Source organism: Bacteroides sp. 51, assembly GCF_010500965.1.
Taxonomy (GTDB): Bacteria; Bacteroidota; Bacteroidia; order Bacteroidales; family Bacteroidaceae; genus Bacteroides.
In genome coordinates this window covers 142473-165916 of sequence record NZ_QVMI01000004.1, presented here as the reverse complement: position 1 = coordinate 165916, position 23444 = coordinate 142473, and the positions used below count along the sequence as shown (strand labels likewise).

Genomic DNA, 23444 nt, shown 5'->3' with positions numbered 1-23444 from the left:
GATTCAGAACAAAGTTATACCATAATTTATAGAATCCCAAAATCAGGTTAAACTTTTGAACGTAAGGAGACTTTTGTCCACCATTAATGTTCTTTCGTCCACCTGCCGCGTTAAATCAGGGTGTATTTTTGCATCAAATCCAAAAAGTTAATTGAAAGTTAATACCATGAAAGGAAAACTACTAGGCGGAATCTTGCTATTGAGTTGCTTTTTAGCTTGCAACACTTCCGTACCATTCTCCCCCATACCGTCGTCCAACCCCTGGAAAGACGATTATCGTTCGGTATCCAAAATGGAAGATTATAAAAAATGGGGGCCTTACAATGTCCATGATCCGGCTTGCAAGAAATTCGGCGAGTATTACTATATGTATTCAACCGATGCCATATTTGGAGAAAACAAAAAGGAAGCCAAAGAAAAAGGCGTGCCCCTGGGGTATATACAGGTACGGCGTTCCAAAGACCTGGTGAACTGGGAGTTCGTAGGTTGGGCATTCCCTGAGATTCCAAAGGAAGCTGTAGAGTGGGTAAAAAACCATGCCGACGGACATGGAGCAACAAACATCTGGGCGCCTTATATCATTCAACATGAAGATACGTACCGGTTATATTATTGTGTATCCGCTTTCGGACGCAAGACGTCCTACATCGGCCTGGCCGAATCATCCTCGCCCGAAGGTCCCTGGGAACTGAAGGGCTGTGTGGTGAAAACCAATAACGAAAGCGTAATGAATGCCATTGACCCCAGTGTGATTGTAGACCCCGGGAATGGGAAATGGTGGATGCACTACGGTTCATTCTTCGGCGGGTTATTCTGTATGGAACTCAATCCACAGACCGGCCTGGCGCTGACTGATGGTGATCAGGGACATCTCGTTGCCCGCCGTGCCAATTATAAAAAAGACAATCTTGAGGCGCCGGAGATTATTTACAACCCCGAACTGAAACAATACTACCTCTTCGGCTCCTATGACCCATTGATGACTACTTATAATGTACGTGTAGGCCGGTCGGAGTCGCCGGAAGGACCGTTTACCGACTTCTTCGGTCAGGACCTGAAAGATACAATCAACAACTTCCCGATACTGACCGCTCCTTACCGCTTTGATAACCATCCGGGATGGGCAGGAACAGCACATTGTGCCGCTTTGCGCACAGACGACGGAAGGTATTTCATGTTCCACCAGGCAAGGCTTTCTCCGCAAAACATGCTGATGGTATTGCACGTACGTGAAATATATTTCAATCCCGATGGTTGGCCGGTGGTTTCTCCGGAAAGATATGCCGCGACACCCATCCGCAGATTCGTAGAGAAAGATTTAGTGGGAGAGTGGGAGATTATCCGTGTATTGGAACCCCGCCACGAACGCAACCTCGAAGCCGGACAAATTCTTTGGGGAGAAGGTGAACTTGTTGAAGAAGAGTGGAATCGCTCTTTCCATATCACCCTCTCAGAAGGCGGGAAAGTGGGAGTGAACGGAAATTGGTGCTTTTTGACAGAAAATCAATCCTTAAATATGAAAATCAACGAGGAGGAGATAAATGATCTTCTTATTTTTGCAGGACAGGATTGGGAGAATGAAAAAGAGACTATTCTTTTCACCGGACTGGATAAAAATGGACGTTCCGTTTGGGGGAAAAGGATAAGGTAAACGTTATTATACATATATACTATAAATAATAAAATCATGAAAATCCACAAAACACTCATTGCCTCATTGGCTCTGTCTGCTGGAATGACCTTAAGTGCGCAGACCAATGAAATGGTGATTCAAACCAAGAAACCGGGAGCTGAAATACAACCAACCATGTATGGGTTGTTTTTCGAAGATATTAACTACGGAGCCGATGGCGGACTCTATGCCGAACTGGTAAAGAACCGCTCATTTGAGTTCCCACAAAACCTGATGGGTTGGAAAACCTTTGGTAAGGTGACACTGCAAAACGACGGTCCCTTTGAACGTAACCCACACTATGTTCGTCTGACAGAACCCGGTCATGCCCACAAACGTACCGGCCTGGAGAATGAAGGTTTCTTTGGAATCGGTATAAAGAGTGGTGAAGAATACCGCTTCTCCGTATGGGCACGCCTACCACAGGGAGGTACTTCATCTAAAATCCGTGTCGAACTGGTAAAACCCAACAGCATGGGCGAACAACACGCTTTTGCTTCGCAAGACCTCGTAATCGACTCTAAGGACTGGAAAAAATACCAGGTTATCCTGAAGGGCGGAATAACCGAACCCAAGTCTATTCTTCGCATCTTCCTGTCTTCTACAACAACCGTTGATTTGGAGCACGTTTCTCTTTTCCCTGTAGATACATGGAAAGGACGTGAAAACGGACTTCGTAAAGATCTGGCTCAGGACCTGGCGGATATCAAACCCGGTGTATTCCGTTTTCCCGGCGGATGTATTGTTGAAGGCACCGACCTGGACACCCGCTACGATTGGAAAAAGACCGTAGGTCCGGTAGAAAACCGTCCGTTGAACGAAAACCGTTGGCATTATACCTTCCCACACCGCTTCTATCCCGATTATTATCAGAGTTACGGCATGGGGTTCTATGAATTCTTCCTTCTATCCGAAGAAATCGGTGCCGAACCTCTTCCTGTACTTAGTTGCGGCCTGGCTTGTCAGTTCCAAAACAACGATGCAGAAGCACACGTGGCGGTTTGCGACCTGGATAGCTATGTACAAGATGCACTCGACCTGATCGAGTTCGCTAATGGTGATGTAAATACGACTTGGGGGAAAGTACGTGCCGATATGGGACATCCTGCTCCATTCAACCTGAAATTCATCGGAATCGGCAACGAACAGTGGGGACCTGAATATCCCGAACATCTTGCACCATTCATTACCGCTATCCGCAAAGCCTATCCGGAAATGAAGATTATCGGTAGCTCAGGCCCGGGTTCCGAAGGAAAAGACTTCGATTACTTATGGCCGGAAATGAAACGCCTTAAAGTTGACTTGGTAGATGAACATTTTTATCGTCCCGAAAGCTGGTTCCTTAGCCAAGGCGCCCGTTATGACAACTATGACCGTAAAGGTCCTAAAGTATTTGCCGGTGAATATGCTTGCCACGGCAAAGGAAAGAAATGGAATCATTTCCATGCTGCATTGCTCGAAGCTGCATTTATGACGGGTATGGAACGCAATGCGGATATTGTCCACATGGCTACTTATGCTCCTTTGTTCGCCCATGTAGAGGGTTGGCAATGGCGTCCGGATATGATCTGGTTTGATAATATGAGTAGTGTCCGTACAGCTAGCTACCTTGTTCAGCAACTTTTTGCATTGAACAAAGGAAGCAATGTACTCTCATTAACCATGGATAAAAAGAATGTGACCGGTGCCGAAGGACAAAACGGTCTTTTTGCCAGTGCTGTTTGGGAGCAGCGTGATAACACCATTATTGTAAAGGTGGTAAACACTTCCGATAAAGCTCAACCTGTTACATTGAACTTCGCCGGATTGAAGAAACAGGATGTGTTAAGTGATGGTGTTTGCATTAAACTTCGTTCGTTAAATATTGATGCAGACAACACCCTCGAGAATCCTACGGCTATTCAGCCTCAGGAATCGCCAGTGAGTATTGAAGGTAATATCTTAAATGCTGAACTGGAACCTTATACATTCGCTCTTTATAAGTTCAAAAAGAAATAAATATGAATATATTGAAAGGTATTAATTATAGGTTAGGTTTGTTTTCAGTTGCGTTAGTAGCCTCTGGCGGGCTACTTGCGCAAAGTGACACGACATTTGTAGCTACGGGTAATCCTATTGTTAAGTATAAGTATACCGCCGATCCGGCAGCCATGGTGCATAACGATAAAGTATATCTTTACGCCGGGAACGATGAATGTCCTCCGGGCAGTGAACATTATCTGATCAATAACTGGTGTGTATTCTCATCGCCCGACCTGAAAACATGGACAGAACACCCTGTGCCTCTTAAAGCAAAAGACTTTAGCTGGGCAAAAGGTGAGGCTTGGGCTAGCCAGGTGATTGAACGTAATGGTAAATTCTATTGGTATGTAACGGTCGAACACGGCACAATCCCCGGTAAGTCTATCGGCGTTGCCGTTGCCGATTCTCCTATCGGTCCTTTTGTTGATGCAAGGGGAAGTGCTTTAATCACCAATAACATGACGACAGAATATACAAACATTTTCTGGGATGATATTGATCCCACTGTGTTTATCGACGATGACGGACAGGCTTATCTCTATTGGGGAAACACCCAGTGCTATTATGCCAGGCTGAAAGAAAATATGATAGACCTGGATGGTCCCATCGTTGCAGTTGAACTTCCACGCTTCACGGAAGCTCCCTGGATACATAAACGTGGCGACTGGTACTACCTGTCTTATGCTTCCGAATTCCCGGAAAAGATTTGTTATGCTATGAGTCGTAACATCACAGGTCCATGGGAGTATAAAGGAATACTTAATGAAATAGCGGGTAATTCCAATACAAACCATCAGGCCATTATCGAATTTAAAGGTGATTGGTATTTTGTTTATCATAACGGCAGTATCAATCCGCATGGTGGTAGTTTCCGCCGTTCAACTTGTATTGACAGATTATATTATAATGCAGATGGCACAATAAAACGTATTCAGATGACTACAGAAGGAGTACAGTAATAGGGTTTTTCATAAGTTAATTATTTGTTACGAATGAGTCCCGGAGAGTATGAGATATACTTTTCGGGACTCTTTATTAGTTATGCATTAGTCTCTTTTCCAACTCAAATACTTGTACTTTTTGTTTGTTTATATTAAATAAATTGTTATATTTATCCAAAGATTTACTTTAGCTTAGATATAACCTATTTGTTTTATAATAATTTTGCACCATGAAGAAGGGAATCATTTCTCAGATTTGTGCGGCTAGCATAGCTTCTATGTTCTTTGTTTTTGCCGCATGTCAGGATAAAGATTACTATGAACCGATCCCAGAACCTATCGATAGCGACGAGCCTTCGCTGCTTGATTATTCTACCAGTAAAGATGTGAAACTAAGTGCGACGTATGATGTACAGAAAGGGGTGATTTCGATCTTCGATGTGTACACTACAGATCCGTTGACAAGGAATGCCGATGGTACATATAACCTTAAAAGCAATCTGGAACCGATTGCCGGAGGTATATGTGTGGATGGTAAGATCAACCTGACTAAGGTAATTCCTGCATCTGTTACGGAATTATACCTCTACTCTCCAAGCCTTTTTGTTCCCCGGTTGATGTATGCCAGGATCGAGGCCGGTATGGCCAACTTTAGTGTAGTCGACCTGAATACGGCGATCAGAACAGGGAAAACGGTTACCCGTACGTTGGGAGATGGAGAAATTGATGGGTACTTGTCTCAAACCGGTGTAAGCAGCTCTCCGGATATTAATGAGCAAACTTACAGGCCGAATTATATTGTTGATACGAAAGAGGTTCCTTCCAAATACCTCAATCGCATCACAAGTGCATTTCCTGATGGTACGGCCGTAACTAATCCGGATTATTATAAAGATGCGGTTTTATATTTGCATGAGTCTGCCGAGCTTAAACTGGCTATGGTGCATGGTGATGCTGCAAATAACAACGCATTGAGTTATTTCTTCTACGAAGGAACGCCGGCTGATATTAGTACGGTAGATCAGTCGAAAATCAGAGAGATAGTGGCACTTCCTTATGCAAAACTGAATAAGGGGTTGAATGCCGGCGATATGGTACAATTAATGTATTATGATAATGAGGCTGGCGAGTACGTGAAGGAGTTCCCTAAGGGAGTGACCGTTGGTTTTATATTGCGTTCGAATGCTTTTTATCTGGATGATGAAGGTAAACCGGGTGTTAGTACAGAGACGGATGCTTTTTATTCCATAAAATCGCTGAATAGTGATAACTTCCAGCATACTATTTTCTTTGATGCTGCTTTGGCATCGGAAGATGATTCATTCTATTGCTTCGGGTTCGAAGACCAGAAGTACGGGGGTGATAAGGATTGTAACGATGTGATGTTCTACATTGATGTAAATCCGGCTACTGCAATTGAGGAACCCGAACCACTACCTGAAGTCGGTTATGTTACATACACTCAAAAGGCTAAAGGCTTCCTGGCTTTTGAAGATAGCTGGCCATACAAACGTGACTATGACCTGAATGATGTTGTGGTGAACTATTCTTCAAAAACTACTTTCAGACAAAAAACTGAGGATGGTGTACCGGTAACTGACGTCCTTCTGCAAACGATAGAAGATAAGATCACATTAGTACATTCGGGTGGGGACTTCACTTCCGGATTTGCATACAAGGTGAATATTAATCCTTCATTGGTAGAGAAGATTACGATTGATGATGTTCCTTATACTAGAGTGTCCGATGGTAACGGGTTTATCATAAAGATTTGCGATAATGTGGCACACGAAGTTCAGGTAAATAAACCAAGTGCGCATGTATATATAAGTACTCCGAAGACGTTTGATGTAAAAATAGTCTTTAAAGAAGAAAATAGCGTTAATCAGGATTACTTTAGTAATAATAAACTTGGCGCTCCGTATAATCCATATATTATCCCGATCAATGAGTATGGAAAGGTTGAGGTACACTTGCCGTTTTATCCTCCAACTGATGGTGCTAACATCACTCATCTCTTTGGCACTGTGGATGACAAGTCTATTCCTGGAGATAAAATCTGGTATGTGGGTAGCACAGATAACCCTTATCCGTTTGCCGTACATCTATTCAATGCAGACTATTTCAAACTACCAGTGGAAGCCAAAACCATTGATTATACCTACCCGCGATTTACCGACTGGGTAGAAAGCAAATTCGCAGAATGGCAGAACTGGTTCGAATATCCCGCAGATGTAGACTAGCGGCAAGGTGCCGCTGCCAAGTGCGGCAAGCCGCATTTTAAACATAAAAGATAGGGAGTACCAAATTGATACTCCCTATTCTATTTTATACCTACCAATAACGCGCCGAAGGCGCCACTGGCCGCCCCGCCTCGGGGCCGGGGCCTAGGCTAGTTTTCTTGAACCGTCGGAAATGACTACATCGTATACTTTTGGGCTTCTGCCGAATTTAGCAGTAAATGCTTCTTTAGCTTTAGCGATGAAGTTATCATATAGTTCATCTTTTACCAGGTTGATGGTACATCCACCGAAACCGCCACCCATTACGCGTGAACCGGTTACGCCACATTCTTTAGCAACGTCATTCAGGAAGTCCAGCTCTTCACAGCTCACTTCATAAAGCTTGCTCATACCGTGGTGAGTTTCATACATCTTCTGGCCTACAGTTTCGTAATCGGCAATTTCCAATGCATCGCAAACATCAAGTACGCGTTGGATCTCTTCAATTACATATTCGGCACGCATATAGTCTTCGGCGCTTACGTCATTCTTCACTTCTTCAAGCATAGACAGGTTAGCATCGCGAAGGAACTCTACATGAGGGTGGTTTTTCTGCATAGCAGCTACCACTGTTTCACATGATTGACGACGCTTGTTATAAGCAGAAGAAGCCAACTCATGTTTAACCACCGAATCAACCAATACCAAACGGTATCCTTTCGGATCAAATGGGAAGTATTGATATTCCAGAGAACGGCAATCCAGACGGATCAGGCTACCTGCTTTTCCGAATACAGAAGCAAACTGGTCCATGATACCACAATTTACGCCTACATAGTTGTGCTCTGTAGCCTGGCCTACTTTAGCCAATTCGAATTTATCTATTTTGTTATCACCAAAAAGTTCGTTCAATGCAAAAGCATATGTGCTTTCCAATGCAGCAGATGAAGACATTCCTGCTCCGAGAGGAACATCGCCGGCAAATGCAGTATCAAAACCTTTCACGTCAACACCACGTTTGATCATTTCACGGCACACACCGAAGATATATTTAGCCCAGCTTGTGCGTGGTTTATCTTCTTCGTTCAATCCGAATTCTACCCAATCTTTCAGGTCGATAGAATACGCACGAACTTTATCTGTTCCGTTAGGCTTGATTTCTGCCATAATACCTTTGTCTACTGCGCCCGGGAAAACAAATCCGCCGTTATAATCGGTGTGCTCACCAATGAGATTCACACGGCCTGGTGATGCGTATACGTATCCTGTTGCACCATCAAAATGTTTTGCAAAGCGACTTCTTACATGATTAATGTCCATAGTTATCCTTTCTTAATTAATATTGATATTTAATAGAGAGTTGGTTCTCAACTCTCTATGCTTAGATTATACAACTGGAATGTCTTTGTTTACGTTCTTGCTACCAATCAATGCGTAGTACAATAAGTATCCAAGACATGCAATGATTACCCAGTAGCTTGTCATATAAGTACTCATGTCGGCTACCCAATTTTGTACCAACGGAAGGATACCTCCACCAACTACCATCATCATAAAAATGCCCGATCCGGCAGCGGTGTATTTACCTAAACCTTCAACGGCAAGGTTGAATATGCCACCCCACATGATGGATGTACAAAGTCCGCAAAGAACCAGCAACAAAGCAGCCAGCGGAACCTGAACCATCTCAAATGAAGCACCGGTAAATACAGGCATTGATGTCTGAACGGTGTTTGGCAGCATGATTGCAATAAGCACAAATACGATGCCCAAGCCAGATGCAGCCATAAGCATCATTTTACTTGAAACTTTACCTCCGATCATACTTCCCAGGAAGCGGCCGATCAACATCAGGAACCAATAAGTTCCGGCTACGAATCCACCGATTGAAGCAGCGCTTGCAGGGTCCAGTCCGGCTCCCTTATCTGATATGTCGGACAGGAAGAAGTTTAATGTTCCCGGTATACCGATTTCTATACCTACGTATATAAAGATACCTATCGCACCAAGTACGAAGTGGCGGAAGTTCCATGGGCTGTGTTCATATGTAACGGTTCCTGTTTTCTTACCATGATCGGGATCGCTGATAGGAATGAACAGAAGAATGATGAATGCTGCTGCAAATACACCCATTGCAATGAAGAGTACAGGGTTAACATCGGTAATTGCAGTATCCTTTGTGATCTGTCCGATTAATGCACCTACAAACATAGGAGTCAACGTACCGGCAAGAGAGTTGAAAGTACCACCTATCTGGATGTATTGGTTGCCTTTGTTTCCGCCGCCACCAAGAAGGTTTAGCATTGGGTTTACTACGGTGTTAAGCATACACACAGAGAATCCGGCTACGAATGCACCAAACAGATATACGAAGAAGTTGGTTGGAAGACCGCCGATTGTGGCGCCGACACCTAAAATTCCCGATAAATATTGAATAAATACCCCAAGTAATCCTACTGCAATAGCTACAAGGGCTGTTTTTTTGTATCCAATTTTAGTAAGAAGTTTACCGGCAGGAATACCCATAAACAAATAAGCAAGGAAGTTCATCATATTCCCCATCATACCGAGGAAGTTAGAGCCTTCAATTCCTGGCTGGTTCTTCCATATTACACCGATTGGTGCTGCCAGGTTTGTTACGAATGAGATCATACCGAACAGGAATATCATTGTGATAATCGCAATGATATTTCCATTTTGTTTTTTTTGTTCCATGATGTTTAAAGTGGTTAGTTTATTAAAAGGTTAATAGTATTTAGTTTTATTTATAATACTCCGAACTCGTAAATGGTGGTTTGGGTGTATTCCTGACCTGGGTCTAAAATAGACGTTGGGAAGTAGGACACGTTTGGTGAATTCGGAAATACTTGTGCTTCGAAGCAAATGCCGCTTCGTGCCGGGAAGGTGGCTCCATGTGCTCCGGCGAATCCTCCCAACCAGTTGCCGGTATAGAGTTGTACACCTGGTTCGGTAGTATACACTTCCATTACGCGTCCGCTTTCCGGGTCAGAGTAAGTTGCTGCATGCGCTAACTCTCCTTCTTCTTCCTTGGCAATGACATAACAGTGGTCATATCCGGCTCCGTTAACGAGTTGCTGGAATTTATCATTGATGTCCTGTCCGATACGTTTTTCCAGACGGAAGTCCATTGGTGTTCCTCCTACGCTTAGGATTTCTCCTGTTGGAATTGAATTATTGTCAATAGGAATATAATAGTCTGCTGCAATAAATAGCATTTGATTTTCTACAGAAGGGGTTGGTTTGCTGATGCCGGCCAGGTTGAAGAATGCATGGTTAGTGAGGTTAACCGGCGTTGCTTTATCAGTCGTAGCTTCATATTCGATGTAAAGTGCTTCTCTGTCATCTTCCGATTCCAGACGATAGGTCATGTGTATGGTCAATGTTCCGGGGAATCCTTCTTCACCATCGGGCGAGGTATATGTAAATTCAATGCTGTTTTCAGTTTGGTTTACTACATCCCAAACTCTGGCGTGGTATCCCGTTGGTCCGCCATGCAGGGAATTAGGTCCGTTGTTTATGGTTAGGTTGTAGTCTTTTCCATCCAGTGTGAATACTCCTTCGCAGATGCGGTTTCCATAGCGTCCGATCACTGTATTCAGGAATGGTTCCGGGCTGTTTATTACATGGTCGATGCTGTCGTGTCCTAAAACTACATTGGCATATTTTCCGTTTTTGTCGGGCATCATAATGGAGAGAATAGCGCATCCATAGTTGGTTACAGCCACTTCGGCTCCTGTTTTGCTCTTTAAAATAAAGAGGTCTGTTTCTTTGCCATTTACTGTTTTTTGAAAATCTTTTCTATCCAAACCTGATAGATTACCTTGTGTAGGGTATGTATTATTCATGGTTTTTTGATTTAAATTCCCTGCAAATAAAGATAATTTCTTCCTTTCTCACAAATAGTTTGATGTAATATTTGATAATTTTCGTATGTTTGTTCCTGAATTGTTAAATCAATTATTTTAATCTAAATTTAAATATAAAAATGTATCCGCTAAAATTTGCTCCTATATTGAAGCAGACGCTTTGGGGAGGGGATAAAATTGTTCCGTTCAAACACTTGGATAGTGAAGTGAAGGGAGTAGGAGAGAGTTGGGAAATATCTGACGTAGAGGGCGATGAGTCCGTTGTTGTTAATGGTCCGGATAAGGGTTCTACCTTGACCGAGATGGTGCGCAGGTATCGTGAAGAGTTGGTTGGTGAGGAGAATTACCACCGTTTCGGAAACAAATTTCCTTTGTTGATCAAGTTTATAGATGCTAAGCAGGATTTATCTATTCAGGTGCATCCAAATGATCAGTTGGCTAAGAAGCGCCATAACTCTTTCGGGAAAACCGAAATGTGGTATGTGGTAGATGCCGATAAGGGGGCAAAGCTGCGTTCGGGCTTTTCGCAAGAGATCACTCCTAAAGAGTATAAAGAACGTGTTCATAATGATACTATCACTGATGTGTTGCAGGAATATGAGATTAATCCCGGAGATGTATTCTTTTTACCTGCCGGACGTATACACAGCATTGGTGCCGGTGCTTTTATAGCCGAAATACAGCAAACTTCTGATATTACTTATCGTATTTACGATTTTAACCGGAAAGATGCAAACGGCAAAACGCGTGAGTTGCATACGGATTTGGCTCGCGAAGCCATCGACTATGAAGTGCTGGACGATTACCGTACGGATTATGAGGCGGTAAAAGATGAGCCGGTAGAGCTGGTTGCTTGTCCTTACTTCACCACTTCTTTGTATGATATGACAGAAGAAATCAACTGCGACTATTCGGAACTGGACTCTTTTGTAATCCTGATCTGTGTAGAAGGTTCGTGTAAGTTGATTGATGATGAAAAGAATGAAATAACGCTAAGAGCAGGAGAAACTGTGCTTCTTCCGGCTGTTACTCAGGAAGTAACGATTGTTCCTGATGGTGCGGTGAAATTCCTTGAGACTTACGTTTAAATGAATTGATAACTCTAACTTAAAAGAAGAGGAGGGTGTCATAAGTAGAAAAAGTGTTGTACTGTAGGGGCGGTTCGCGAACCGCCCGAATATGGTTCACATGCATTCTGTGGGCGGTTCGCGAACCGCCCCTACAGTAAACCATTCACTTTAGATTACCCCATTCCTCGGTTTATCCCACTTTTCAACTTCTCTTTGTTTACCTGTACTATATCTCCATCTTTAACCCTGTGTTTCTTTAATGAATGGCTATGTGGTATAGAGATTACCCCTGCTTCAATCAATTTGTCTAATTGATTTGCCGACAGTTTTAAACATGTTCTGATAATAGACGATAGTCTGGCATTAAATTCAAAGTCACATTTAATCCTGAATGTGATGATTTCGCCATCAAGGTTTACTATATCTTCGACCGAAATACCATCATGTTGTATGTCGTATTCGACGCTGCCGAAATCAATATTCATGTTATTCTTTCTTCTGATTTCAGGAGAGAAGGCATACTTCCAGGCTGTCCCGGTATTATTCTCTGAAAACTGATTATACAAATCTTTGTTTATTAACTCCGGTTTAGTGCGCGACAGTATTGTTATATTGTATGTATTATCGCATTTTGCACATCTGTAGATTAACCAGACGTCAATGTTCCTTTTTTGAGAATTCATTCTAAACTTTTCGCTACAATAAAATCTGTCACTGTCGCAATGGCTGCATTTTTTTATTAATAGGGGGGTATTTTTAACTTTTATATCCCATATATACTCTTCTTCCATGATTTATAATGGTGCTTAATACTCTTTATTGAAATTTTCAATATTATCCGCGACATTATAACTCATTGAGCAATAAGGTATTTTTGAATACAGCAATAGCAGATACCCTTGCTGTTAGAAGCAATGTAGCGGATAATGATATAATAAAATGAAAACCTGGCTTGAGTAGGATTACTCAAACGAAAGAATAATTAGCCTGTGGTTTATGAGGCTAATATTAAGCGAATATAAATTTAAGAGTTACTCTCAAAATGTGGTTATTTAGAATTTCGGCACAAAAATAATTGTTTTTGTTTGATATTTAAGATTTTGATGTTTTAAATATTTGCTAATCTTAAAATCGTTTATATATTTGCGGATACATATAATGAATACTAACCCCAAATATCAGAGAAAGGGTATTGTAATGTTGGTTGAGAGATAAAATACGCGCACACCGAAACTAATGGGTTTGTCATCCTGATAAATCCAGGTTATCTGCATCTTCAATGTAAAATCAGTATGGCGGTGTGTCATAAGTGGGTTGAATACACTTCGTCATTGTGAACGTAGTGAAGCATCCAGCTTATACGCTTTGTGAGCTGGATTGCTTCGGGTAAACCCTCGCAATGACGTAACGAAATATGCTTATGACACACCCTCCTCAAAACCAATTTCAAACTGAAGATAACCAATTAGTTTTATAATCAAACTTATCTTATTTATAGTCAATTTATAAGCATAGAACAATGATTTCTATGTTCTCAAAATTTGTATATTATGTTTGCCAGAAGAACAGCTACAAGAATAAAAAAAGGAACTGCACAGAAAAAGAACAGGCATGAGAGAACTCCTAACTATTGGAATACTCGTCAGGATATCATCCAGATAGATGTGGAAAATCCGGGGAAAGGGTATAAGCACTTCCTGAAGAAAAGGGATGTTAAGCAGTTTTTGGAAATACTTCCTAACCGCGAAGAAATAGATATAGAATTTGATGCTATTGTATTGGAACATGGAGATTTTTATCGTGACGGGAGATATCGTGACGGCGTAATTTGTATTACTGCATGGAGAAAAGAAATGACGATGGAATATGGACTGGGGTACTTCTATGCGCATAAAAGTCTTTTTGATAAACTTGGTGTTAGGTATACACTGAAAGAGGATTATGTAATATGTGATTTTACAGAAAATCAGATAAAAGCATATCAGCTTCTGCATATTTTGTTGCATGAGTTGGGGCATCACCATGATCGGATAAACTCCAAATCTAAAAGAAGATGTGGTAGGGGTGAGAAGTATGCTGAAAGTTATGCCTTTAAATATGAGGAAATTATCTGGAACAGGTACTTTGAATATTTCTCGTTTTAAAGAAGAAGGAGAGGGTGTGTCATAAGTCGGTAAACCCCACCCTCTCTTTACTTCTAATAAGGCTATTCAAAAAGGAGTTCTCAATTTACATTTTGTCAGTTCTGTATCCAAACGTTTAAAATTGCCCACCTTTATCCGTGAACTGAAAAATGCTCCGTATTTGTAGTTTGCTAAATTCAAAACGATAGCATATTGAACTCTTGTTTTCTTAATTGCTTGATTTTGCTTTAATTTTATTTTATTTAGTAAATCGATTTCCTGCTTTCCTGCCAATATGCTTGTTTTGGATTTTTTATGAAAACGATTGAAATAGGAAATATAACTTTAAAATTTACTCTTCTTCCCGATTCTTTCATCTTTTCATATTCGAAAAACTGGAATCAAAACCTTTTTGGTCTTCTTGTTAAACACACTGACTTGCTACGTTAACACGTCAACTTTCTACAGTAGCGCGGTGAGCAGTCACACTTAACACGGCCTCTGGTATTTATTAATGCCAGAGTTGATCTGTTATACAAGAGGCTCGATTTGTTAAACACAAAATAAAGAGAGAACTATCAAGATATTCCGCCTTTTTATCAGCAAATTAGCCTGTTTGAGTAGAAAAAACACTTTTCCTTCTCTTTTTTAGCTGAAATTCTTCTTTTGGATAATAAATAAATCGGCTTTATACTCCTCCTGGAGCATATCTTACATTTTAAATGAGTGAAAATCGGTGTTGGAAGGTTACTAGAAAGAAAGTGAAAGGGTGAAAAACGAATCAATTTGATTGTTATCTTTGCAAATATGGATCAGTTAGATATTTTTTTAACTACACCTATCTGCCTCTTTTGAAGAACTTCCGGATACTCTTAAATATTTTCATCCCCACCATGACACCATCGAAAATGGCCATGCCGGTATTGAACTTTTTGATTAAAGCTGTTTGATCCAGCTTAGGAGAGGGGAGGATCGGGGCAAATATAGCCTGCGTTGTTTCAGCAATAATCTGATGTTGAATCTGAATATCCTGTAACACTTCTTGCTTGCGCTGTATGATATCTTCTAATGTATATTTTTGATTCGTCCGGGCATTCATGGCTTATTGCTTTGAGTTGTTGTTTAGAAACAGATTAGCAAGAAAATTCGCTAAAGGATTAACAATGAGTTTTTTGCGGAATACTACGACAAGAATCACGAATAGAAAAATGATTCCGGCAACAATGGCATAGCTGGCAGGTAGGCCACCTACGTAAGGTTCCAGCAAGTATGCAAACGAAAAAGAAAGGTAGAACAGAACCACCATGCCCAATAAGATAAGCACTGTAGCAAATATCATGGTGGAAAAGAGAATGGTTAACTTCTCTGTCAATTCCAGTCTGGTATACTCTTTTTGCATCTCGACGTATGCTTTCAACTCTCTGACGAGTTGACGGATGCTCTGAATGCTGTTATCGTCTATAAACATGAGGATTCTGTTCTAATTTTTTCTTTATTCACCTTTAATTTCCGCTGCGATTTCGTCCACCAACGTGTCTAAATCGTCACTGTGAAGTTTAATTCCTTTCTTGCGAAGTATCTCGGCAATTCTGGAACGGGTGTCTTCTCCTTTTTCCGGAGCGAATAAAATTCCTAACGTTGCGCCTACTACTGCGCCACCAAGGAATGCTGCTAATACATCAAGACCTTTCATAATAATTTTTGTTTTAGAGTTGATACTACAAAGCTAACGTTTTTGACGGTAAATTGTTTTTTTATTGACATTTTTTTAAGAAAGAAATATGTTCTCTTTCATCTATAAATTGGGATTACCGTCGGTTTTTAATCTTATTTAACCCGTTTGGTACGTTGTAGAATAAGATTATATAATAAGTTTGCTAAATCTTAAATAAAAAACAAATGAGAAATAAAATTGTTTTTATAACAGGAGCAAGCAGCGGAATAGGTGAAGCCTGTGCGCATAAGTTTGCTTCGCAGGGAGCCAGCCTTATTCTGAATGCCCGGAATATGTCGAAACTGGTAGAGCTGAAAAATGAATTGACAGATAAGTATAATATTCAGGTTCATTTATTGCCCTTTGATGTACGCGACAGGAATGTGGTTACGAATGCTATTCAATCTCTGCCCGATGAATGGAAAAACATAGATATACTGATTAACAATGCCGGACTCGTGATCGGAGTGGACAAAGAATTCGAAGGCAACCTCGATGAATGGGACATTGTGATTGATACCAATATAAAAGGACTGCTGGCGGTGACTCGCCTGGTGGTTCCGGGTATGATAAAAAGAGGGAGCGGACATATTATTAATATAGGTTCTATAGCCGGCGAAGCAGCCTATCCGGGCGGCAGTGTGTATTGCGCAACAAAAGCTGCTGTACGTATGCTATCCGATGGATTACGGATTGACCTGGTCGATACACCCCTGCGGGTAACCAACGTCAAGCCAGGCATGGTGGAAACCAATTTCTCTGTAGTACGCTACCGGGGAGACAAGGAGACGGCCGATAACTTTTATAAAGGTATACGACCGCTCAGCGGAGATGATGTGGCAGAGTCTGTTTATTTTGCAGCTGCGGCTCCACCACACGTACAAATAGCCGAGATACTTGTTATGCCCACAAATCAGGCAACAGGAACAATCTCGTTTAAAAAAACTGTGGAATAAACGAGGAATTGTGTATCTTTGGCACGTCAAATTGAATTATTAATTTAATAAATACCGATAGTGATGAAAAAACTAATGATTTTAGGTATGGGCGTATGCGTTGCATTAGCTTTTACTTCATGTAAATCAAGCGAGAGCGCTTATAAAAAAGCATACGAAAAAGCAAAACAACAAGAACTGGCAAGCGATCAGACAACTGCTCCGGTAGAAACAACTCCGGTAGTAACTGCTCCCGTAGTAACAGCCCCGGTAGTTGTGGAGAGAACTCCCGTTGCTCCCGAAGCTGGTGTGCGCCAGGAAAAAGTAACGTCGATTTCGGGCGACGAATTGAAAGACTACAGTGTAGTATGTGGTAGTTTCGGACTGAAAGCAAACGCAGAAGGATTGAGAGATTATCTGGTGGCACAAGGCTATAAACCAATTATTGCATTTAACGCAGAAGCTGCAACTTACCGTGTAATTGTTGCTACCTATCCGGATAGAACCCAGGCTGCTGCCGCCCGCGACTTGTTCAAGGAAAGATATCCTAATAATAAGGATTTCCAAGGCGCTTGGTTGTTATACAGACTTTACTAATATAATTGAGAATTGAAAATTGAGAGTTGAGAGTTACGATACCGTAGGGTATAATAACTCTTAACTCTCATTTTTAATAAGTTCATACTAACTTTTCAATTCTCAATACTCAATTCTCAATTAGAATGATATCAGGAAAAAAGTTTATTTCTCCGGGAGCCTGGTTCTCTATGGTCTATCCTGCCAACTGGAGCGAGTTTGAAGATTCGGAAGACACTTTCCTTTTTTATGACCCGGCGAATTGGAACGGCAATTTTAGAATTTCGGCATACCGCAAAGAAGCGAAATTCTCAGATGCCGCGTATTTTGGAAAAGATACGGTGCGCCAGGAGTTAAAAACGAATGAAACCGCTTCTCTGGTAAAAGTAGGTAAGTACGACTGTGCATACAGTAAGGAGATGTTTCAAGAGGAAGGAGCATACTATGTAAGCCACATCTGGATAGTAGATGCCGGGAATGTAGCTTTCGAATGTAGCTTCACCGTGCCCAAAGGCGGAAGCGTTACCGATGCACAAGGAATCATAGAGGGCTTGGAAGTCAGAAAAGAAGGACAGAAATATCCGGCAGAAATTATTCCTATACGCGTGTCTGAAATCAGCCAGGTGAATGAAGCATATGAGTGGACGGTATCTATTGTAAAGAAACAACTAAAGAAAGATTTTCAAGGCGTTGAAGATGATTTGTCGAAAATACAAACCGTGATCGAAAGCGGTAACTTTACTCCCAAGCAAAAAGAAGCATGGCTGGCTCTTGGCATTACCATCTGCGTAATCCTGACCAACGAAATTGAAGGGTTTGAATGGATGTCACTTATTGACGGAAACAGAGAGGCACCAGTATTGCAATACCTTCCTACCGGGCAGGTTATCGACCCGATGCGCCTGGTTTGGAGTAAAGTAAAGGCGGGTGAACACTGCAATGGATTTGAAGAATATAAAAACATCATAGAGAACTTATAATCAATGGCTGTTAGCTACTTACAGGTTGAGAACCTGACGAAATCTTTTGGCGATCTTGTGCTCTTTCAGGATATATCTTTTGGTATTGCCGAGGGGCAACGCGTTGGATTGATTGCTAAAAACGGAGCCGGGAAAACCACCTTATTAAATATCATAGCAGGTAAAGAAGGATATGACGGTGGAAAAATTACATTCCGACGCGATTTGCGTGTGGGATATCTTCCACAAGACCCGGAATACCCCGAAGAACTGACGGTACTGGAAGCGTGTTTTTATCATGGAAACAGTATTGTTGAGTTGATAAAGGAATACGAACTCTGCATGGAAACAGAGGGAAATCCCGGGCTGGAAGATATTCTGGCCCGTATGGAACATGAAAAGGCATGGGATTACGAACGAAAAGCCAAACAAATTCTGACCCAACTCAAAATTTGTGATTTCAATCAACAAATAAAGCATCTTTCCGGTGGACAATTGAAAAGAGTAGCACTGGCAAACACATTGATCACCGAACCGGACCTGTTGATTCTTGATGAGCCTACCAACCATCTGGACTTGGATATGATCGAATGGCTGGAAGATTATCTGCAACGCTCCACACTGAGTTTACTGATGGTTACCCACGACCGTTATTTCCTGGACCGGGTTTGTTCTGAAATCCTTGAAATAGATAACCGCCAAATATACTTATATAAAGGTAGTTATAGTTACTACCTGGAAAAACGGGAAGAGCGTATTGCCGCTACCAATACAGAGATTGCCCGTGCAAATAACCTATATCGTACAGAGTTGGAGTGGATGCGGCGGATGCCTCAGGCCCGTGGACATAAAGCCCGTTATCGGGAAGAAGCATTTTATGATCTGGAAAAGGTAGCCAAACAACGTATTGACAACTCGAATGTAAAGCTGGAAGTGAAAGCTTCGTATATTGGCTCCAAAATATTCGATGCGGAACACCTTTATAAAAGCTACGGTGACTTGAAGATCCTGGATGATTTCTCGTACGTCTTTTCCCGTTATGAGAAGATGGGAATTGTGGGAAACAATGGAACAGGAAAGTCGACTTTCATCAAAATCTTGTTAGGAGAGGTGAAGCCGGACAGCGGTACGGTAGATATCGGCGAAACAGTGCGTTTCGGATATTACTCACAGGAGGGACTGAACTTTGATGAACAAATGAAAGTCATTGATGTGGTTCAGGATATCGCAGAAGTGATAGAGTTGGGAAATGGAAAGCAACTGACTGCCTCGCAATTTCTTCAACACTTCTTGTTTACTCCCGAAACCCAACATAGCTATGTGTATAAGTTGAGTGGGGGCGAGAAACGCAGATTATATCTATGTACAGTGCTGATGCGTAATCCGAACTTCCTGATCCTCGATGAGCCTACCAACGACTTGGATATTGTCACCCTGAATGTGCTGGAAGAATATCTGAAAGGCTTTAAGGGATGCGTTATCGTAGTGTCGCACGACCGCTACTTCATGGATAAGGTAGTGGATCACCTACTTGTATTCAATGGTCAGGGAGATATCCGCGACTTCCCCGGTAATTACAGCGATTACCGCGATTGGAAAGCTGTTCGCGCAGAGAAAGAAAAAGAAGTTGAGAAGCCACAGGAAGAGAAAACTTCCCGTGTCCGCCTGAATGAAAAGCGGAAAATGACTTTCAAAGAAAAACAGGAATTTGAACGCCTGGAAACAGAAATCGCTGATCTGGAAGACGAGAAAAAGCAAATTGAAGAAGGTTTATGTAGCGGAACTCTATCCGTTGATGAACTTACCGAAAAATCAAAACGTTTACCCCTTCTTAACGACGAATTGGACGAAAAGACCATGCGCTGGCTTGAACTTAGCGAAATATCTTAAGAGTTGAAAATTGAAAGTTGAAAGTTGAAAGTTACCATGCCGCATGGTAACTTTCAACTTTCAACTTTCAATTTTCAACTTATTCTGCTTACCTTTGTAAGCAGATATGCGGATACTAGCTATAGACTATGGAAAGAAGCGTACGGGAATTGCCGTAACAGACACGATGCAGATTATTGCAAGCGGTCTTACCACTGTGCCTACACACGAACTGTTGGCTTTTATTCTTAATTATGTGAAGGAAGAGCCGGTAGAGCGTATCATTATCGGGATGCCAAAACAAATGAATAATGAAGATTCGGAAAATGCTAAACGTGTGAGGCCTTTCGCGAACACGCTTAAAAAACAATTGCCGGATATTCCTATTGAATTTGTAGATGAGCGGTTTACATCGGTCTTGGCGCATCGCACAATGCTGGAAGCCGGATTGAAAAAGAAAGACCGGCAGAATAAAGCGCTGGTCGACGAAGTAAGTGCAACGATCATTTTGCAATCCTACATGGAAAGCAAGAGATTTTAATATAGATCAAAATTGAATTTTAAAATATGATTTTACCTGTTTATGTATATGGTCAACCAGTATTGAGAAAGGTTGCCGAAGATATAACTCCGGACTATCCGGGATTGAAAGAACTGATACAAAATATGTTCGATACCATGGCGCATGCCGATGGGGTAGGGCTGGCTGCACCACAAGTCGGATTGCCTATTCGTGTGGTAGTAATCGACCTGGATGTTTTTGCGGACGAAAAGCCGGAATTTAAGGATTTACGGAAAGTATTTATTAACCCCCATATCCTTGAAGCCGATGGCGAAGAGATCGCTATGGAAGAAGGCTGTCTGAGCCTGCCCGGAATCCATGAATCGGTGAAAAGAATGAACCGCATTCATGTGAAATATCTGGATGAAAACTTTGTAGAGCATGACGAAGTGGTAGAAGGGTATCTGGCGCGGGTAATGCAACATGAATTTGATCACCTCGACGGAAAGATGTTTATTGACCATATTTCTCCACTGCGCAAGCAAATGATTAAAGGTAAACTGAATGCTATGCTGAAAGGGCAGGCACGTTGTCACTATAAAGTGAAAACTGTGAAATAAGAATTACTTCCGAATCTTATAGCACCTTGGCAGTCGCACCTTGCCGCCTCAAGGTGTGTCCAAAAGGATTTTCCATTTGCTGTAGGGGCGGTTCGTGAACCGCCCAAGCCGAAGAAAATCGCTTTCAATGTGTTATCGGGCGGTTCACGAACCGCCCCTACAGTGAACAATTGGCTTTTTGTCCCCTCAGTTCTATAAGAATTCTAAAAAATACACGGGTTGTCGGTCTTTATGATCTAAAAGTATTATTTTTGCTATCTTCAAAATATACTGTAAATCAGATGATGAAAAAAATATCATTTTTCCTGTTACTGTTTCCGACTGTACTGTTTGCACAAATAAATACAGACCGGGTGATGGCTATTGCACGTAATGCTCTTTATTTTGAAGATTATGTGCTTTCCATACAGTATTTCAACCAGGTGATCAATGCAAAACCCTACCTGTATGAACCCTATTTTTACAGAGGACTGGCAAAAATACAACTTGACGATTTTCAGGGGGCAGAGAATGACTGTGATGAAGCCATTCAGAGAAATCCTTTTGTAGTAGGTGCTTATCAGATACGTGGATTGGCACGGATCAGGCAAAATAAATACGATGAAGCCATTGATGATTACAAGATTGCTTTAAAATATGCACCCGAAAATATAACCTTATGGCATAACCTGACGCTTTGCCATCTGCAAAAGAAAGATTATGAAGGGGCGGAGGATGATCTGGGGAAACTCTTGGCCATTGCACCAAGGTATACACGCGGATACCTGATGCGTGGAGAAGTAGCTTTAAGGCAACAAGATACGATCAGGGCATTGAAAGACTTTGATAAAGCCATTGAACTGGATCGCTATGATGCAGATACCTGGGCGTCAAGAGCGATGGTGCGTTTACAGCAAGGACAATATGCAGAGGCTGAAACTGATCTGGATCGTGCAACCCATCTGAATAATAAAAATGCAGCTCATTATATTAACCGCGCATTGGCCAGATTCCATCAGAATAATCTGAGAGGAGCGATGACTGATTATGATATTGCCCTGGAAGTAGAACCAAATAACTTTATCGGGCACTACAACCGCGGATTACTTAGGGCGCAGGTGGGTGATGATAATCGTGCGATTGAGGACTTTGATTTTGTGCTAAAGATCGAACCGGATAATATGATGGCAACCTTCAATCGTGGATTATTGAAAGCCCAGACGGGCGATTACCGGGGGGCAGTAAGCGATTATACCACGGTTATTAACGAATATCCGAACTTCCTGGCAGGTTATTATCATCGTGCGGATGCAAGACGGAAAATGGGCGACCGAAGGGGAGCTGATGCCGATGAATTGACTGTGATGAACATTCAGCTGGATAAACGCGCCGGAGTAAGTACGAATACAAGTTCCACAAACAAAGACCTGGCTGATAATACGGACGATGAAGAAACGGATGAAGACGGAAAGACCCGTAAAAAGTCCGATAAGAATATGAATAACTATCGAAAGATAGTGATTGCCGACAGTTCGGAAGCAGAACAGCGCTATACCAGCGATTATCGTGGAAGGGTGCAGGATCGCAATGTCAATGTAAAACTGGAACCGATGTATGTGCTCAGCTATTACGAAAAACTCAGCGATGTGAAGCGTATAGTACATTATCATAAATATATTGATGATCTGAATCGCTCCAGAGCCTTACCGGAACGCCTACGTATAACCAATGCCGAATCACCGCTGACAGAAGAGCAAGTGCAGAAGCATTTTGCTATGATTGATACGCACTCGGGCGCTATTGTTACCGACGAAAGAAATGCTGTAAAGCGCTTTGCCCGTGCACTGGATTTCTATTTAGTACAAGATTTTAGCAGTTCAGTGGATGATTTGACTCAGGTAATTTTGTTGGATGATACCTTCTATCCTGCTTATTTTATGCGGGCATTGGTGCGCTGCAAACAACTGGAATACCAACGTGCAGAAGAATTACAGAATACAACGGCAACAATTGGAGGGGCTACCAAAACGGAAGTCAACGCAATGGATTATGATATTGTGAAGAGTGACCTGAATAAAGTAATTAACCTGGCACCGGACTTTGTGTATGCGTATTACAACCGGGGTAATCTGTTGACGATGTTGAAGGATTACCGGGCGGCTATTGTAGACTATGATAAAGCTATTCAGCTAAATCCTGATTTTGCAGAAGCATATTTTAACCGGGGACTTACACATATCTACCTGGGGAATAATAAACAAGGAATTACCGATTTAAGTAAAGCCGGCGAGTTAGGCATCGTTTCAGCCTACAATATCATCAAACGTTTCACGGAGCAATGATTTTTGAATTA

Annotated in this window: 20 protein-coding genes; 13 read left to right on the top strand and 7 right to left on the bottom strand. The window is 41.8% G+C overall.

The genetic code is table 11. The features are described from left to right. Window positions 1-166: 166 nt before the first annotated feature. From D0T87_RS05420 to D0T87_RS05405, 4 genes are all read left to right on the top strand, one after another. Entirely contained in the window at window positions 167-1651 is a 1485-nt protein-coding gene (locus D0T87_RS05420) for an arabinan endo-1,5-alpha-L-arabinosidase (RefSeq protein WP_163173583.1), read from the top strand. 36 nt (window positions 1652-1687) lie between these two features. Then, window positions 1688-3670 (top strand): alpha-L-arabinofuranosidase C-terminal domain-containing protein, encoded by a 1983-nt coding sequence (locus D0T87_RS05415; RefSeq protein WP_163173581.1) that lies wholly within the window; start codon window positions 1688-1690, stop codon window positions 3668-3670. 2 nt (window positions 3671-3672) lie between these two features. Beyond that, entirely contained in the window at window positions 3673-4653 is a 981-nt protein-coding gene (locus D0T87_RS05410) for a glycoside hydrolase family 43 protein (protein ID WP_163173579.1), read from the top strand. Between the two features lie 212 nt (window positions 4654-4865). Beyond that, window positions 4866-6878, top strand: coding sequence for an LruC domain-containing protein (locus D0T87_RS05405; RefSeq protein WP_163173577.1), 2013 nt, complete (start codon window positions 4866-4868; stop codon window positions 6876-6878). A 144-nt stretch (window positions 6879-7022) separates the two neighbouring features. Here D0T87_RS05405 and galK read toward each other — a convergent pair whose 3' ends face one another. From galK to D0T87_RS05390, 3 genes are all read right to left on the bottom strand, one after another. After that, a complete protein-coding gene (gene galK, locus D0T87_RS05400; RefSeq protein ID WP_163173575.1) occupies window positions 7023-8177 on the bottom strand; it encodes a galactokinase in 1155 nt (384 codons plus the stop codon). Window positions 8178-8243: 66 nt separating this feature from the next. Beyond that, window positions 8244-9572, bottom strand: coding sequence for an MFS transporter (locus D0T87_RS05395; protein WP_163173573.1), 1329 nt, complete (start codon window positions 9570-9572; stop codon window positions 8244-8246). A gap of 50 nt (window positions 9573-9622) precedes the next feature. After that, window positions 9623-10723 carry an aldose epimerase family protein gene (locus tag D0T87_RS05390; RefSeq protein WP_163173571.1) on the bottom strand — a complete coding sequence of 367 codons (1101 nt, stop codon included), beginning with the start codon at window positions 10721-10723 and terminating at the stop codon, window positions 9623-9625. 140 nt (window positions 10724-10863) lie between these two features. Here D0T87_RS05390 and D0T87_RS05385 point away from each other — a divergent pair, with 140 nt between their 5' ends. Further along, window positions 10864-11832 carry a type I phosphomannose isomerase catalytic subunit gene (locus tag D0T87_RS05385; protein WP_163173570.1) on the top strand — a complete coding sequence of 323 codons (969 nt, stop codon included), beginning with the start codon at window positions 10864-10866 and terminating at the stop codon, window positions 11830-11832. 155 nt (window positions 11833-11987) lie between these two features. Here D0T87_RS05385 and D0T87_RS05380 read toward each other — a convergent pair whose 3' ends face one another. Continuing rightward, on the bottom strand, window positions 11988-12605 hold the full coding sequence (locus D0T87_RS05380; RefSeq protein ID WP_163173568.1) for a DUF1062 domain-containing protein: 618 nt from the start codon (window positions 12603-12605) through the stop codon (window positions 11988-11990). 759 nt (window positions 12606-13364) lie between these two features. On the opposite strand from D0T87_RS05380, the gene D0T87_RS05375 reads away from it, so the two are divergent. After that, complete coding sequence (locus D0T87_RS05375; protein WP_163173561.1) at window positions 13365-13958, top strand: hypothetical protein; 594 nt, start codon at window positions 13365-13367, stop codon at window positions 13956-13958. An 817-nt stretch (window positions 13959-14775) separates the two neighbouring features. On the opposite strand, the gene D0T87_RS05370 is transcribed toward D0T87_RS05375, so the two are convergent. The 3 genes from D0T87_RS05370 to D0T87_RS05360 are packed head-to-tail and all read right to left on the bottom strand — an operon-like array spanning window position 14776 to window position 15630. Continuing rightward, complete coding sequence (locus D0T87_RS05370; protein WP_163173558.1) at window positions 14776-15036, bottom strand: hypothetical protein; 261 nt, start codon at window positions 15034-15036, stop codon at window positions 14776-14778. 3 nt (window positions 15037-15039) lie between these two features. Next, on the bottom strand, window positions 15040-15405 hold the full coding sequence (locus D0T87_RS05365) for a phage holin family protein (protein WP_163173556.1): 366 nt from the start codon (window positions 15403-15405) through the stop codon (window positions 15040-15042). 24 nt (window positions 15406-15429) lie between these two features. Continuing rightward, the gene (locus D0T87_RS05360; protein ID WP_163173554.1) at window positions 15430-15630 is read right to left on the bottom strand and encodes a YtxH domain-containing protein; all 201 of its coding nucleotides are present in this window, start codon (window positions 15628-15630) and stop codon (window positions 15430-15432) included. A gap of 206 nt (window positions 15631-15836) precedes the next feature. Here D0T87_RS05360 and D0T87_RS05355 point away from each other — a divergent pair, with 206 nt between their 5' ends. The 7 genes from D0T87_RS05355 (at window position 15837) to D0T87_RS05325 (ending at window position 23433) form a co-directional block, all read left to right on the top strand. Next, window positions 15837-16607 carry an SDR family NAD(P)-dependent oxidoreductase gene (locus D0T87_RS05355; protein ID WP_163173552.1) on the top strand — a complete coding sequence of 257 codons (771 nt, stop codon included), beginning with the start codon at window positions 15837-15839 and terminating at the stop codon, window positions 16605-16607. A 63-nt stretch (window positions 16608-16670) separates the two neighbouring features. Next, entirely contained in the window at window positions 16671-17183 is a 513-nt protein-coding gene (locus D0T87_RS05350) for an SPOR domain-containing protein (protein WP_163173550.1), read from the top strand. A 125-nt stretch (window positions 17184-17308) separates the two neighbouring features. Next, window positions 17309-18142 (top strand): DUF3805 domain-containing protein, encoded by an 834-nt coding sequence (locus tag D0T87_RS05345; RefSeq protein ID WP_163173548.1) that lies wholly within the window; start codon window positions 17309-17311, stop codon window positions 18140-18142. A 3-nt stretch (window positions 18143-18145) separates the two neighbouring features. Next, the gene (locus D0T87_RS05340; protein ID WP_163173546.1) at window positions 18146-20011 is read left to right on the top strand and encodes an ABC-F family ATP-binding cassette domain-containing protein; all 1866 of its coding nucleotides are present in this window, start codon (window positions 18146-18148) and stop codon (window positions 20009-20011) included. Window positions 20012-20117: 106 nt separating this feature from the next. Continuing rightward, complete coding sequence (gene ruvX / locus D0T87_RS05335; protein WP_163173544.1) at window positions 20118-20531, top strand: Holliday junction resolvase RuvX; 414 nt, start codon at window positions 20118-20120, stop codon at window positions 20529-20531. 26 nt (window positions 20532-20557) lie between these two features. Further along, the gene (def, locus tag D0T87_RS05330) at window positions 20558-21112 is read left to right on the top strand and encodes a peptide deformylase (RefSeq protein ID WP_163173542.1); all 555 of its coding nucleotides are present in this window, start codon (window positions 20558-20560) and stop codon (window positions 21110-21112) included. Window positions 21113-21393: 281 nt separating this feature from the next. Further along, entirely contained in the window at window positions 21394-23433 is a 2040-nt protein-coding gene (locus D0T87_RS05325; protein WP_163173540.1) for a tetratricopeptide repeat protein, read from the top strand. The last annotated feature ends 11 nt before the right edge of the window (window positions 23434-23444 follow it).

Bases quoted from the DNA above. Each gene is read 5' to 3' on its own strand.
- D0T87_RS05420 (WP_163173583.1), top strand. From the start codon at position 167: ATGAAAGGAAAACTACTAGGCGGAATCTTGCTATTGAGTTGCTTTTTA.
- D0T87_RS05415 (WP_163173581.1), top strand. From the start codon at position 1,688: ATGAAAATCCACAAAACACTCATTGCCTCATTGGCTCTGTCTGCTGGA.
- D0T87_RS05410 (WP_163173579.1), top strand. From the start codon at position 3,673: ATGAATATATTGAAAGGTATTAATTATAGGTTAGGTTTGTTTTCAGTT.
- D0T87_RS05405 (WP_163173577.1), top strand. From the start codon at position 4,866: ATGAAGAAGGGAATCATTTCTCAGATTTGTGCGGCTAGCATAGCTTCT.
- galK (WP_163173575.1), bottom strand. From the start codon at position 8,177: ATGGACATTAATCATGTAAGAAGTCGCTTTGCAAAACATTTTGATGGT.
- D0T87_RS05395 (WP_163173573.1), bottom strand. From the start codon at position 9,572: ATGGAACAAAAAAAACAAAATGGAAATATCATTGCGATTATCACAATG.
- D0T87_RS05390 (WP_163173571.1), bottom strand. From the start codon at position 10,723: ATGAATAATACATACCCTACACAAGGTAATCTATCAGGTTTGGATAGA.
- D0T87_RS05385 (WP_163173570.1), top strand. From the start codon at position 10,864: ATGTATCCGCTAAAATTTGCTCCTATATTGAAGCAGACGCTTTGGGGA.
- D0T87_RS05380 (WP_163173568.1), bottom strand. From the start codon at position 12,605: ATGGAAGAAGAGTATATATGGGATATAAAAGTTAAAAATACCCCCCTA.
- D0T87_RS05375 (WP_163173561.1), top strand. From the start codon at position 13,365: ATGTTTGCCAGAAGAACAGCTACAAGAATAAAAAAAGGAACTGCACAG.
- D0T87_RS05370 (WP_163173558.1), bottom strand. From the start codon at position 15,036: ATGAATGCCCGGACGAATCAAAAATATACATTAGAAGATATCATACAG.
- D0T87_RS05365 (WP_163173556.1), bottom strand. From the start codon at position 15,405: ATGTTTATAGACGATAACAGCATTCAGAGCATCCGTCAACTCGTCAGA.
- D0T87_RS05360 (WP_163173554.1), bottom strand. From the start codon at position 15,630: ATGAAAGGTCTTGATGTATTAGCAGCATTCCTTGGTGGCGCAGTAGTA.
- D0T87_RS05355 (WP_163173552.1), top strand. From the start codon at position 15,837: ATGAGAAATAAAATTGTTTTTATAACAGGAGCAAGCAGCGGAATAGGT.
- D0T87_RS05350 (WP_163173550.1), top strand. From the start codon at position 16,671: ATGAAAAAACTAATGATTTTAGGTATGGGCGTATGCGTTGCATTAGCT.
- D0T87_RS05345 (WP_163173548.1), top strand. From the start codon at position 17,309: ATGATATCAGGAAAAAAGTTTATTTCTCCGGGAGCCTGGTTCTCTATG.
- D0T87_RS05340 (WP_163173546.1), top strand. From the start codon at position 18,146: ATGGCTGTTAGCTACTTACAGGTTGAGAACCTGACGAAATCTTTTGGC.
- ruvX (WP_163173544.1), top strand. From the start codon at position 20,118: ATGCGGATACTAGCTATAGACTATGGAAAGAAGCGTACGGGAATTGCC.
- def (WP_163173542.1), top strand. From the start codon at position 20,558: ATGATTTTACCTGTTTATGTATATGGTCAACCAGTATTGAGAAAGGTT.
- D0T87_RS05325 (WP_163173540.1), top strand. From the start codon at position 21,394: ATGATGAAAAAAATATCATTTTTCCTGTTACTGTTTCCGACTGTACTG.